Here is a 13460-nt window from a genome sequence, read left to right as displayed (position 1 = left end):
TCCTTTTATAATAGAAAAAAAGCTTGGCAAGCGCCAAGCTTTCTCCTTATAATTCTTTACCTTCTACTGGTAGTACGTTTTTCACCGCTTCTATCACTTTCTCATCTTCTGTATCAGATAAGAAGATTGATATAGCACCTTTATCGTCGCTCGTACGAATTAAACGGCCAATCCCTTGACGAAGACGTAAAATCATATACGGTACATCTACATCCCAGAATGGATCATTTACGTGCTTACGTTTCGCTTCAAACACAGGATCGTTTGGAGGGAATGGTAATGACCAAATGATAACATGTGATAATGATGAACCAGGAATATCTAAACCTTCCCATAAATGAACGGCACAAAGTACAGTCTCTTCTTCATTTTGGAAACGAGAAACGAGCTGACTAATTTCTTGATCCCCTTCATATAAGAACGGAACTGACATTTGTTCTTTACTTACATATTCTTTAAACGCTGCAAGTTCTTGCGTTGTACGGAATAATACAAGTGTACGTCCGTTTGTTTTCTGTATATTTTCAAGTGTATATTGACACTTTCTTTCCCACTCATTTTCTTTCGTATGCGATAGTAAGTTTACTGCCATTTGCTCTTCATAATCAAATGGTGAGGCAACTGAGAATGATAAGTAATCTTTTACCCCTAGGCTATTTGCTGTAAATGCGAATGAATCGTTATTAGATAATGTAGCAGATGAGAAGATATACGGGATTTTCTTCGAGAATACTTTCTCTTGTAATACTTCTTCAACTGCACGTGGCATAATTACTAACGTGAAGGCTCCATCACCTTCTTCACCCCATGTAATTACATTTTTCTCATGCATGAATAGACGAAGTGAATGTTCTAATACATCTAAATGTTCATCAACGATATTTAAATCATACGTATTTACTGTATGCATTTCACTTTCAAATACTAACGCATCACCGACTTCACCAATTTTCGCATAAAGTCGTTTTGCTTCAGCTGTTACTTTTTCTGTCACAGTAATTTCTAAACGATCAGAACCGGCAATTTCTTTTTTGTTTTCTTGTAACACATCAAAGAATCGCTCTGTTTGCCAAATTGTTTCTTCTACTAAATGTGCAAACTCTTCACGAATATCGTTTTGTAATAATCTCGTTAAAAGTTGCTCCATCATCGTTTGCTTTAAACGATATGTTAAAGCTTTTTGAGCTGCATATTCTACAAGATGTCCTTCATCGAATACAACACAACTACTTTCTGGTAATAATGGAATTTGTCCTTCACGCTTTCGAGCATCGTACGTCCAAATATGATCCATATAGAAATCTTGAGAACAAATAATTAAATCTGCTGCTTTACGATAATGTTCACGAGAAAGAGTTTGTCCACAACGATGACGAGAATCACAAGTAAAGCAATCTTGGAAGTAATCCCAATTTACTTTTGACCATTCTTCGTCATTTAAAAGTGGAAATTCTTTTCGGTCACCATAGTGAGTAAAGTTTTGCATCGTACCATGATCAAATACGAATTGTGGTAATTCATAATATACGTCTTCAATTACTTCTGGAGCTCGTCCACTCATAACATCTTCAAGCTTACGTAAACATAAATAATTATCCATTGATTTTGCAAGTCTTACATCTACAGATAAGCCTAACGCTTCAGATAATTTCGCAATGTCTCCTTCTTCTTTCACAAGCTGCTCAATTAACGTTTCATCTGCACAAGCAATTATAGCTGGTTTTCCAGTATAACGAGCATAGCAAATTGCATATAGAAGATATACAATAGTTTTCCCTGTTCCTACACCCGCTTCTGCGAACATAACTTTCTTTTCTTGGAAAGCACGCTCTAATTGAAACGCCATAAAAATTTGTTCATCACGCTCTTCAAAACCTTTTTCCGGAAGGATGTCGTAAAACACATCTCCAATCCACTCATTCAACTTATCATAAAAATTGTCTTGTTTTCCTACTTCAAATGGTAATCTCTTCTCAGTAAACATCCTTAGCCTCCAACCAAAAAGTTTTTCTATAAAAAGATATAGTAACCGCTACTCATATGTGTGCAGCTACTTTCCCCTGTTGCCATACATATAAATACACGAAAAAAAATTTTCCTTTCGAAAAAGGAAAATTTTCTTCTATATTAATGACTTTAAATACCTTTTATCAATCGCTGTTTCATGTGAAAGAGCTGACAAATATTCTTCTTGTGCTTTTTGTATTTCATCTACAATCGCATCTTGACTATCCACTTCTTTTCCGAGCTCATCATACGTACGGTGAATAGCTTTTTGAATCATTGATAATTGGAAATTATCCATATCACTTCCTCCTTTACGCATTACATAATAGCCAGTATATGCGCGCTGGAGGAGTTTTATACTATGAATTACGCGGTGGACGTTTTCCGAAGTACTGATAGTAATCTGTACGGATAAATCCGTTAAACAGTTTACGTTTCTTCGATGCATCTTTTCCATAGCACTTCTCAAATGCTTCGTAACTTGTTAATACATACGCTGACCATGTATCTAATGGGCGGAATACTTGTCCCATTTCTTTGTACAATTGTTCAACAAGTGCTTTTTCACTTAAACGTTCTCCGTATGGAGGATTCGTTACAACATAGCCATAATCCTCTTTTGTTGTGAAATCTTTTACTTGCATTTGTTTAAATGTAATTAAATCGCCTAAGCCTACTTCTTCTGCATTATCTTGAGCAACTCGAATCATACGATGATCAATATCTGATCCAATGATTTGTAATCGTTGATCATAGTTCGCTAAATCTTCAGCTTCTTGACGAGCTTCACGCCAGTTTTGTTTACCTACCCAGCCCCACTCGTCAGATGCGAAACCACGGTTAAATCCTGGTGCGATGTTTTGTCCAATTAATGCTGCTTCAATCGGAATTGTACCTGATCCACAGAATGGATCAACAAATGGACGATCTGGCTTCCAGTTTGTTAATTTAATTAAAGACGCAGCTAATGTTTCTTTTAACGGAGCTTCCCCTTGATCCATACGGTATCCACGTTTATGAAGTCCAACACCGCTCGCATCAATTGTTAATGTTGCAATATCCTTGAGCATTGCAATCTCAATACGGAATAATGGACCATCTTCTTCAAACCAAGTTGTACGTTTATATGTTGTTTTTAATTTTTCAACGACAGCTTTTTTAACGATACGTTGGCAATCCGAAACACTGAATAATTCAGATTTTAAAGATTTACCAATAACAGGGAATTCACCATTCTCTGGAATATAATCTCCCCAGTTTAATGCTTTCGTTTTTTCAAATAGCTCATCAAATGTTGTTGCTTTAAATTCGCCAACTTTAATTTTTACACGGTCCGCAGTACGTAACCATAAATTCGTACGACAAATCGCCTTTTCATCTGCTTCAAATGTTACTTTGCTGTTTTCTACTTGACATTCATAACCAAGATCGCGAACTTCTCGGGCAACTAACGCTTCAATACCCATTGCCGCTGTTGCAATTAAAGTAACTTTTCCCATTTGCATTCACCTCTTATGTATATTCAAACAATAATTAATAGCAATTGGTCCTATTAATCATTACATTTTACGAAAAATTTTCTCATTAACCATTTTAACTCATACTTTATAACTTCATACAAATAAAAAGCCCTCCTCTAACAAAGGAGAGCTGAGTTATTTCATAGTTGGTTCATAACGTTCTGTAAGCCATGTTCTGTTCCTTTGTACTACAAACGGCCCACGCCTCGTACTCCGGTGGCAATCATCTATCTACAGGTTATAAAACCTGTCCTTTCCCGTCGTTCATTTCCTTGGAAAAGATTCCCCTACCATTATTTGGGTTTCTCGCTCGTGGGGTTTACCTCGTTCCACTCCTATCATTTCTTCAAGGACTTCGTCACTGTGGCACTTTAAAGGTAGTCAAACCATATCCGAAAGGACTTAGGTTTTTTCCCTGCCGTTAAACCAGCCTTACAGCCAGAATACCCTAGCTTATGAATTGGCTAGGCACGAACACTACAGCCATCTCAGGCCGTGCGAGCATGGACTTTCCTCTACAACGTTGGCGTTGCAGCGATTACCCAAACGTTATGACATCCATTAGTATAGTGGAAACAAAAAGATTTTGCAACGTTTTTTTCTATGTAAAATGCTTAAACCTTTTCCCACCTTACATCATTCGTATAACTTACTTCCAAATACAGCTTTTTCTAAGTTAGATAAGCGTTTTAAAATATCCGTATTCGTGTTGTTATAAACTGGTTGTGCAACTGGTGTTTGTACAGGTTGTTGTGGAACTTGCGTTACTGCTAGTTTTTGTTCCTCTAATTCACGCTTTAAACGAGCATTTTGTTGCTTTAATTGCTCAAACTCTTTGTGGAAAGCTTCATAGTCTTTAATGATCATATCAAGAAACTTGTCTACTTCTTCTTGCTGATAACCTCTCATACCTGTTTTAAATTCTTTTTCTAAAATATCTTTCGCTGTTAATTTAATTTTATCCGAAATCATTTTCTTCACCTCAAATTTTTACCAAAACTTTCATTAACTAAATTTTTTCAGAAACAATGCTTTTTGTCAATCATATATACGAGTACTATATTACATATTTACTCTGCATTATTCCACTGTTCCTCTTCTATTATATCTTGTAAATCAGAAAAAAGAATGAAATAACTGTGATAATTTTCTATTTCTCCTTTTTTCTTTGCTGCTTCTACAATATATTTGGGACTTCCTGGTTTTTCTTCATCATATACCGCTAAAAGCGCATCACTTTTTTCAATAAAAAAGTGATTTTTTAATTTAAATTGCTCTGGACTTTCATACTTCCGTTTCGTGATACTATCAACATGGTCTGCTTGAGAAAGGATAAATTCGTAATATTCACGATTATCTTCTTTCCAATTTTCTTCTTGTTCTAAAAACGGAGTGAATACCGCTAATTTTAAATCTGGATATTCTACTTGAATTTCAAAAACAACTTCAGCAGCCCATAATTCTACACCTAATTGGCCACTTATTATAACCCACTCTAAACCATCTTCTACAAAATTGGTTAATTTACGGTGTAACGCTTTCTTTATACACTCCACCCCTGGATGATCATTTTTAAATATTCCAAGTTCAAATGGCTTATATCCTGTTACTGCAATAACTTTCATATCAACACTCCAATTACAAAAAAAGAACTAGCATTTCGCTAGTTCTAACATATCATTTACTTTTTAAACATTCCACCAACGTTTGGTCCGATATTTGGACCGAATGGTGATACGTTTGGTCCAATATTCGGTCCGAATGGTGATACGTTTGGTCCAAACGGAGATACATTTGGTCCTGGACCAAATGGTGATACGTGATGTCCATGACCACACGGTCCACATCCGCCACCGAATCCTGGGTCGATTGGGTCCACAACATTTACATTTGAATTTGTTTGTGGGAAGAAGTTTTGGTTTTTAATTTGTTGATGATGTACATGTGTTGTATGTGTTGGGAAAATGTGTGGCACCACCGTTGTTGAAAAAGAGTGTGTTACGCATTGTTTCGTCGGATGAATGACAGGAGCAGTCGTACAAATAGGTCCTGTAGGCTTATGCCCTCCAAAGCAAGGATGACAATGATGCATAGTTTTTTCTCTCCTCTCTCGTTAAAAAAATCTGATTACACTTTACAGTATGAGAAAAGAGAGAAAGCCGTTTGTTATATATACCCATTTATTACAAGGAAATTTGTCTAGTCCTTTATTTCATTTACATTGTTTTTATAGACAATCCTTCAACATCACTTACCAAAAAAGCCTCCAACTTGCTTTACAATACCTGTCACTTGATTCATCGCATTCATCATTTGTCCAGCTGTATTCATCATTTTATTTACATCATAGTTACCATCTGATGTTTTAAATTGAGAAACAAAACTAGAAAACTGGCTTGGCTGTTGTTGCTTTTGCTTACCCTGCGTCGGGTACGGTTGTTTTGGTGGATAAAACATCGCTTGTTGATTAGCATACGGCGATGGTGGTGGCATATAATATTGCGAATTCATATAAGGCTGCTGCTGTTGTGGTTGTTGAACTTGACTCACATAAGGTTGCTGCTGTTGTGGTTGTTGAGCTTGATTCACATAAGGTTGCTGCTGTTGTGGTTGTTGAGCTTGATTCACATAAGGTTGCTGCTGTTGTGGTTGTTGAGCTTGATTCATAAAGGACACTTCAAACGGTTGATAATAATTTTGATTTCCATAATAAGGCTCGAAAGGATACATATTATACCGTAAATATGTATCCGTATTATATTGGTACATATTTTGCTGTGCATATGGATTCGTTTGCTGATATACGTTAGGTTGTTGAAACATGCATTCTCTCCTCCTTCACATAAGTTTCTACATATATAATATGTACCTATAAAATAATATGTGTGATGGAATATATGTCTATTTTTGTCGGAAGTTTAAATTTTTAAAAAATTAAAAAAGAAAACCCTTCCATGCTATGATAATTAAGAAGAAGATTCTCATGGGGGAGGAATCAACATGGTATTAGGGGATTTAAAACAAGCGTTTTCTCAAAAAAAGGGGTATTGCACAGAGAATGCAAATGAATTATTAGACTTTGCGAGACATTGGTATCTCGAAGGAAAAATATGCATATCAGATTATCGAACATTAATAAAAGAATTAGAAATAAACGGCGCAACAAAACCTACAACAATGACAGAAGCATAAAAATAACAAGAGGGCTCTCCCTCTTGTTATTTACATTGCTCAACTATATTTTGCAAAGTATACGAAATGGCTTGGTGTGTTTCAAAGAATCGTTTACCTTTACCTTTATTTACAAAGCATTGCAACACATTCGTTTGTAAATTATCGTATACTTGATCAATTTGCTGTACATGTATATACTTTGGCTTTTCTTCTTTAATCCACTTATAAGCTAGTTCTTTCCACTTCTTTAATTCCTCATCTACTATATCTACAAACGGTTTCATATCCTTATAAAAGTCGTATTCAGTTAGTTCTCTTTTTTTTACATTCGCTTCATTATTATACTGCATGAGTTTTTCTGAAGACTGTATTAATGCTTCATTCTTCATTTCTTTCCCACCTTATTATGCACTCACTACGACGTTTTGAAATGTCTTCACCCAATTCCCTTTTTCTTCGTGATGCACTAATTTATTTTCCATATGTTCAATATGCATTTCTGTTATTTCTATCTTATTACATATTTTTTCACTCGCATCCTTTAACGCATGATTCATTCTAATCCCTATATTCATTTCCAGCAAATCGAGAGAACTTAACATTTGATCCATTTTTTTCATTACATCTTCTTTCTGAACCATCGCCATATACAAAACGCCTCCTTCTTTGCTTTTCCTTTGTCATGTAATTTCGCCGAATGATTCACCACTCCTGCCCACATGACAAAACTAGTTGTTATTCGTCAAAGAAATCATTTCGTATGTCATTTATAGAAATGGTAACAATACAAAAAGGAGGTGTATTACAATGGCAAAGAACAAAAATGAAAAAAAGAAAAACCAAAACAAACAACAAAATAAACCCGAGACTGGCAATCCAAAGCTAGATGGTCCAAACTTCCCTGCTACATAAAGCGAGACTTTATTACGAACATTTAAATTTCAAATCATCCTTAATCTCCTACTAGCATTACGTTTTGAAATTAAAGTTGTAGCACGCATAGCAGGATTTTTTCAAATTAAGAAGTCCCGTCTTCAAAATGGAAGACGGGACTTCTTTTTTATTATATCATGAACTCATCGATTCTTTTAGCAAAACGGTTTACGATAGATAGCCTATAGATTTGTTCTCTCTTTCTTCTATACCATTCTGTTATATTAACTTCCCCTTTAGGTTCTTCAAGTACAAATAGCACATTCATTTTCATATTTGCACAAAACCAATCTCTCATTTTTATTTCTTCATGTAAAATAACAGGATAAATATCTCTAAGTGTTGGCGTATAAGACTTTCGAGTTTCCTTTGCGTAAACTTCATAATCTTCTCTAGACCCAGTATGTGTAGTTTGCAGTGCAAACTTATAAAACGAACCATTATAAATTGGATGAAACAATAACCATGCTAATTTTTTTCCTAGTTCTATACGCTTTTGTAACGTTTCAAATTGATAAACCGAAAACCCATACATTCTCCCTTCAATTGTTGGGAAGATAACTGCACTAATATGAAGTCTTTCTTGTACTTTAAAAAGCGCAGTATGGAATACATGTTTTTTAAAATATGTGTTCTCAATGACTGGTTTTTGAATTTTATTTTGTTCATTTATAATAAGCGCTGTCATAAGTCTATTCATATCTCTTCTTTCCCAGAAAAGTAACCATTCTTTTTCCATAAAAATTGATACATTGAAGTATTGCAACAAATGAAAGAGAGGTGCATGTCTCTTCTTACTTTCCTCATACAATAATAGCTGAGGAAATGCATCTAAAAAAATAATCCAATTAGCCTGTTCGTACAGAAGAAATAAATGTTTTTTTACCGTTCTAGGTAAAACAGTAGCATAATATCTCCCTTCTAAATCAGTCATATTCCAGCCCGCATTTCTCGAAACCATACTCGCTAAAAAGGCCCACCTGATTTCACTATTTCTTAAATAATATTCTTGATAAGATTGTGTCCGAGAAATATTGTCCACATTAGCTATTTCTGTTTTCTTTTTAATATTGTGAATGATTGCTTTTTCTTCCTCTGTACAAAAATTTTTTTCTCGATTTTGTTTAATTTTCATATAATCATTCCATGTAAACATAAATAAGTCATCATACCTTTCATCAAAAAGGTCACATCTTTTTTCATTTTTTGATATAATCACCTTTGTAAGTAATTCTTAGCAAGTTGGGGGTGGACACACTATGACCATTCGTTACCCAAATGGAAAAAGGTATAATCAAGCTTCACAACCTCAAAAAACACCTATAAAAACACATACTTATAGTAATAGAGGTATGTCCCTTGAAGAGGAATTGAATGAAACAAATCAATATTACTTAACCCATAATATTGCATGTGTACATAAAAAGCCTACACCTCTTCAAATTGTAAAAGTAGATTACCCCGCTCGAAGTGCTGCAGTGGTAAAAGAAGCGTATTTTAAACAACCTTCTACAACAGATTACAACGGTGTATACAAAGGGAAATACATCGATTTTGAAGCAAAGGAAACCAAAAATAAAACTAGTTTCCCACTTCAAAACTTCCACCTTCATCAAATTGAACATATGAAGCAAGTGGTTGCTCATAATGGAATTGCATTTGTTATTATTAAATTTACACTTTTTGATGAATTTTATTTACTAGATGCAAAACATATTATTGCATTTTGGAATCGTCAAAATACTGGTGGACGCAAGTCGATTACGAAAGAAGAAATAGAAGAGCATGGATCCTTATTATCATGCGGTTATCACCCTCGGATTGACTATATCCGTGTACTAGACATGGTTTATTTTTCGTGATAGAGTCATCACTAAGGCTCTTTTTTCGACTTTTGGGGGAGAGAATGAAAGGTAGGAGAAAGTATAATGTCAGATAATTATCGTTCTCGTACAGAACGAAATCATGTGAAAAATCAAGAGAAAAAAACACATAAAGAAGAAAAACCAAAGAAAAAAGGCTCCTTTTTCAAGAAATTCCTTATAGGTTGTCTACTTCTTGGTATCGTTGGTCTTGTAGCCGGCGTTTCCGCTTTCTTTGTTATGGTAAAGGACGCTCCAAAATTAGACAAATCCAAACTTGTTAATCCTTTATCAACAAAGTTTCTCGATAAAAACGGAAATTTCTTCTATGAATACGGTGCTGAAAAACGAACACATGTTACTTATGATCAAATTCCAAAAGTAGTTGAAAATGCATTTCTTGCAACTGAGGATTCGCGTTTCTATGATCATAATGGAATTGATTTTAAACGAACTACAAAAGCAGTTATGGAAAATGTCACTGGTGGTTTCGGTTCCCAAGGTGGTAGTACGATTACACAGCAAGTCGTTAAAAACTACTTTCTAACGATGGACAAAACTGCTAAAAGAAAAGTGCAAGAATGGTACTTATCTTACAAATTAGAGCAACAATACTCTAAACATGAGATTTTAGAAATGTACTTAAATAAGATTAATTTAGGTAACCGTTCATACGGTATTGCGACAGCAGCGCAAAAATATTATGGTAAAGATTTAAAAGACTTGCAATTACATGAAGCTGCTATGCTCGCTGGTTTACCCCAAGGTCCAAACATTTATGATCCAACAAAAAAGGAAAATGTTGAACGAGCAACAAATCGTCGTAATGTCGTATTATCATTAATGAATCGACATGGTTATATAACAAAAGAAGAAATGAATAACGCCGTTAAGATTCCAGTAACTGAGGGCCTTCAACCGTCTTCAGAAGTAACTGAGATGAAGTATCAAGCATTTTTAGATGCGGTTGTAAAAGAAGTTGAAAAAGAATATCCTGATGTAAATATCGGTTCAGATGGTTTAACGATTCATACAACACTTGATCAAGATGCTCAAGATTACGCCGACAAAATTATGGATGGCAATCTTATTAAGTATCCGGACGATCAATTCCAAGGGTCATTCGTATTTATGGATACACAGTCTGGAGAAGTTCGAGCAATTGGTGCTGGACGTAAAGAAAGTAAGTCTACTTTCAAAGGTCATAATATGGCAACTGATTTAAAACGCCAAGTTGGTTCAACAATGAAACCAATTTTCGACTACGGTCCGGCAATTGAAAATTTACAATGGTCTACATACCATCAATTAAACGACTCAGAGTATACGTATTCCAATGGTAAGAAAATACAAAATGCAACAAAGAGTTACAAAGGTGACGTTTCACTACGTGAAGCTTTGAAAAAGTCATTAAACATTCCAGCTTTAAAGACAGCACAAACAGTTGGTCTTAATAAGTCAAAAGAATTTGCTGAAGGTTTAGGCATGACCTTTAAAGAAGGAAAAGTCTATGAATCAACAGCAATCGGTAGTAACGATAGTTCTCCATTAGAAGTAGCAGGTGCATATGCAACCTTTGGTAATAGTGGTAACTATAATAAACCACACTTCGTAAAAGAAGTAACCTTCCCGGACGGGAAAAAGAAAAGCTTTAAACCGAAAGAACATCGCGCAATGCAAGACTATACAGCATATATGGTTACTGACGTTCTTCGTGACGTAGTAAAACCTGGTTCTGGTGGTACAGGTCCAACAGCATACGTTTCAGGTGTTGACGTAGCAGGTAAAACAGGAACACAAAACTTTGATGAATCAGTTCTTCAAAAATATGACATCCCAGCTGATGCAAACAGAGATAGCTGGTTTGCTGGATATACGCCACAATACACAATGGCTGTTTGGACCGGTTACGAAAAAGATGGTCCAAAAAATTATGTTAGCGATCGCTCCACTAGAATTGCACAGCAAATGTTCCAAGTAATGATGAGCAAATTCGCTACAGATAAATCACGCTTTGAACGTCCTTCTTCTGTACAAGAAATAAACGGAGAGTTATACGTAAAAGGTGCGAAAAAAGATGCAATTAAACAAATTAAAGTAGATGCCCCTAGTGGTCTGAATGTCACTTTTGATGGCGCTAGCACAGTTACACTAAACTGGTCTGGACCAGCAGAAGTTGATGCATATGCAGCCAGCTATAAAGCAACTGACGGTTCAAGTGGTAGCCTATCAATAAGTGGTACGACAGCTACTCTTGGTGGTATTAAACCAGGTGTTACTTACAGCTTCTCTGTAGTAGCGAAAAAAGGTACTGGCACAAGCCCAGCAGTTGGTGCATCCTTCACTGCGCCTGGCGGAACTCCAGATGCAAAAAAAGCTGAAGAAGAGGCTAAGAAAAAGGCCGATGAAGAAGCTAAGAAAAAAGCTGATGAGGAAGCCCAGAAAAAGGCTAATGAAGATAAAGTAAAACAAGACGAAGCTAAGAAAAAGGCTGAAGAAGAGGCTAAGAAACAACAAGAACAGCAACAGCAAGAACAACAACGTAAACAGCAAGAAGAAGCTCAAAAGAAAGCTGATGAGGAAGCTAGAAGGAAAGCTGAAGAAGAAGCTAAGAAAAAAGCTGAAGAAGAAGCTAAGAAGAAAGCTGAAGAAGAGGCCAAGAAAAAAGCTGAAGAAGAGGCTAAGAAACAACAAGAACAGCAACACCAAAATCCCGGAGGAGATACACCTCACGCAGACGGTGCTGTTGTTACAACAGAGTCCTAATATACAAAAAAAGAAGTCCGTTTCTCTTAACGAGAAGCGGACTTCTTTTTTGTTATCATTTTCTTTACATACAGCTTTTCTATTTCGATATACAACTGCGCTAATTGAATATAAGAATGATAATTACTCGGTTTCTTTATAATGAATGAATATCTTTCCATAAAATTAACAGGTTGCACTTTTAATTTATTCGTATTTATTTGCATTTCATTCAAACTATGAACAGGTTGTTCATTTAGCCAATAGACAACCGATAACAAGTGAGCTGAAAAAAGAATCATTGGTCCCTCAGCCTCTTGCTTATTTCTATTTCGAAACAGTATAGCAATGTCTTCATGCTTATTTTTCCATACATTCAACATCACTGGAATGCTGTTTTCAATTTCCTTCCATGGCTCATACTGTCTTTCAATATCAAATATAAAGTAAGTATTTTGTATTATTTCTTCAAAAGAATTGTCTGTATGATACTTAATTAAATTTACACTTTCTTTAAAAAATGGTAAACAGTGAAATTCTTTCGGTATTTCTATAACTCGTTCCATCCTTTATTTCACCTTCATTCGCTTCTTTCCTTCACGACATACTTCTAACAGTCTGCATTCCTCACATTGCGGTCGTTGTGCTTTACAATGATAACGTCCAAAGAAAATCATACGATGATGTGTAACTCCCCACTCATCCATTGGTACTTTCTTCATTAATGTTTTTTCTACTTCTAACACAGAGTCTTTCCATCTACACATAGCTAATCGTTTACTCACTCGCTCCACATGTGTATCAACAGCAATTGCCGGAATTCCAAACGCTACGGAAACTACAACATTCGCTGTTTTCCTTCCTACACCTGGTAATTTCGTAAGTTCATCTCGATCGTTCGGTACTTCTCCATTATAGTCATCTAATAACATTCGGCATAATTTTTGAATGTTTTTTGCTTTATTTCTATACAATCCGATAGAGCGTATATCTTGTTGTAATTCTTCTAGAGAAACACTTAAATAATCTTCTGGTGTTTTATATTTTTGAAATAAATTTCTTGTCACTTTATTTACAAGTACATCCGTACATTGTGCAGATAACGCCACCGCGATTACAAGTTCAAATGGATTATCATGAACCAATTCACAATGTGCTTCTGGATACATATCCGCCATTGTGTCTAAACAATAACGGATTTGCGTTTTGTTAAGCATAT

16 protein-coding genes and 1 other RNA gene are annotated in these 13460 nt (G+C 35.4%); 4 read left to right on the top strand and 13 right to left on the bottom strand.

The features are described from left to right. Positions 1–46: 46 nt before the first annotated feature. The 8 genes from GBN78_RS14705 to GBN78_RS14670 all read right to left on the bottom strand — a co-directional run bounded on the left by GBN78_RS14705 (position 47) and on the right by GBN78_RS14670 (position 6350). A complete protein-coding gene (locus GBN78_RS14705) occupies positions 47–1984 on the bottom strand; it encodes an ATP-dependent DNA helicase (RefSeq protein ID WP_000493698.1) in 1938 nt (645 codons plus the stop codon). A 138-nt stretch (positions 1985–2122) separates the two neighbouring features. Further along, complete coding sequence (locus tag GBN78_RS14700; protein ID WP_000368569.1) at positions 2123–2305, bottom strand: DUF3921 family protein; 183 nt, start codon at positions 2303–2305, stop codon at positions 2123–2125. 61 nt (positions 2306–2366) lie between these two features. Continuing rightward, positions 2367–3506 (bottom strand): THUMP domain-containing class I SAM-dependent RNA methyltransferase, encoded by a 1140-nt coding sequence (locus GBN78_RS14695; protein WP_000521224.1) that lies wholly within the window; start codon positions 3504–3506, stop codon positions 2367–2369. A gap of 180 nt (positions 3507–3686) precedes the next feature. Further along, positions 3687–4077, bottom strand: an RNA gene (rnpB, locus tag GBN78_RS14690) — RNase P RNA component class B. A gap of 86 nt (positions 4078–4163) precedes the next feature. Then, positions 4164–4499 carry a cell division regulator GpsB gene (gpsB, locus tag GBN78_RS14685; protein WP_000622431.1) on the bottom strand — a complete coding sequence of 112 codons (336 nt, stop codon included), beginning with the start codon at positions 4497–4499 and terminating at the stop codon, positions 4164–4166. A gap of 98 nt (positions 4500–4597) precedes the next feature. Continuing rightward, on the bottom strand, positions 4598–5152 hold the full coding sequence (locus GBN78_RS14680) for an SLOG family protein (protein ID WP_000862911.1): 555 nt from the start codon (positions 5150–5152) through the stop codon (positions 4598–4600). A gap of 56 nt (positions 5153–5208) precedes the next feature. Further along, entirely contained in the window at positions 5209–5619 is a 411-nt protein-coding gene (locus GBN78_RS14675; protein WP_087948098.1) for a spore coat protein, read from the bottom strand. Between the two features lie 155 nt (positions 5620–5774). Continuing rightward, positions 5775–6350: a YppG family protein gene (locus GBN78_RS14670; protein ID WP_025967080.1), complete on the bottom strand. Its 576-nt coding sequence runs from the start codon at positions 6348–6350 to the stop codon at positions 5775–5777. Positions 6351–6527: 177 nt separating this feature from the next. On the opposite strand from GBN78_RS14670, the gene GBN78_RS14665 reads away from it, so the two are divergent. After that, complete coding sequence (locus GBN78_RS14665; RefSeq protein ID WP_000242652.1) at positions 6528–6719, top strand: YppF family protein; 192 nt, start codon at positions 6528–6530, stop codon at positions 6717–6719. 26 nt (positions 6720–6745) lie between these two features. On the opposite strand, the gene GBN78_RS14660 is transcribed toward GBN78_RS14665, so the two are convergent. Both GBN78_RS14660 and GBN78_RS14655 read right to left on the bottom strand, forming a co-directional pair. Continuing rightward, a complete protein-coding gene (locus tag GBN78_RS14660; protein WP_000786938.1) occupies positions 6746–7090 on the bottom strand; it encodes a YppE family protein in 345 nt (114 codons plus the stop codon). Between the two features lie 15 nt (positions 7091–7105). Next, positions 7106–7348, bottom strand: a complete 243-nt coding sequence (locus GBN78_RS14655; protein WP_001252036.1) for a hypothetical protein — start codon at positions 7346–7348, stop codon at positions 7106–7108. Between the two features lie 85 nt (positions 7349–7433). Here GBN78_RS14655 and GBN78_RS31005 point away from each other — a divergent pair, with 85 nt between their 5' ends. Beyond that, on the top strand, positions 7434–7613 hold the full coding sequence (locus GBN78_RS31005; RefSeq protein WP_001987054.1) for a hypothetical protein: 180 nt from the start codon (positions 7434–7436) through the stop codon (positions 7611–7613). Between the two features lie 151 nt (positions 7614–7764). Here GBN78_RS31005 and GBN78_RS14650 read toward each other — a convergent pair whose 3' ends face one another. Beyond that, on the bottom strand, positions 7765–8790 hold the full coding sequence (locus GBN78_RS14650) for a DUF2515 domain-containing protein (RefSeq protein ID WP_000495653.1): 1026 nt from the start codon (positions 8788–8790) through the stop codon (positions 7765–7767). Between the two features lie 103 nt (positions 8791–8893). Between GBN78_RS14650 and recU the strand changes: the two genes are divergently transcribed. Then, positions 8894–9496, top strand: a complete 603-nt coding sequence (recU, locus tag GBN78_RS14645) for a Holliday junction resolvase RecU (RefSeq protein WP_000155598.1) — start codon at positions 8894–8896, stop codon at positions 9494–9496. Positions 9497–9562: 66 nt separating this feature from the next. Then, positions 9563–12262: a PBP1A family penicillin-binding protein gene (locus GBN78_RS14640; protein WP_001283099.1), complete on the top strand. Its 2700-nt coding sequence runs from the start codon at positions 9563–9565 to the stop codon at positions 12260–12262. Between the two features lie 26 nt (positions 12263–12288). Here the strand turns inward: GBN78_RS14640 and GBN78_RS14635 are convergent, their stop codons facing one another. Further along, a complete protein-coding gene (locus GBN78_RS14635) occupies positions 12289–12807 on the bottom strand; it encodes a YpoC family protein (protein ID WP_000442653.1) in 519 nt (172 codons plus the stop codon). Between the two features lie 3 nt (positions 12808–12810). Continuing rightward, entirely contained in the window at positions 12811–13458 is a 648-nt protein-coding gene (gene nth / locus GBN78_RS14630; RefSeq protein ID WP_000933034.1) for an endonuclease III, read from the bottom strand. Positions 13459–13460: the final 2 nt, after the last annotated feature.

Origin of the sequence: Bacillus sp. B2-WWTP-C-10-Post-4 (assembly GCF_009183805.1) — a bacterium.
Taxonomy (GTDB): Bacteria; Bacillota; Bacilli; order Bacillales; family Bacillaceae_G; genus Bacillus_A; species Bacillus_A cereus.
This window is presented reverse-complemented; position numbering and strand designations above follow the sequence as displayed.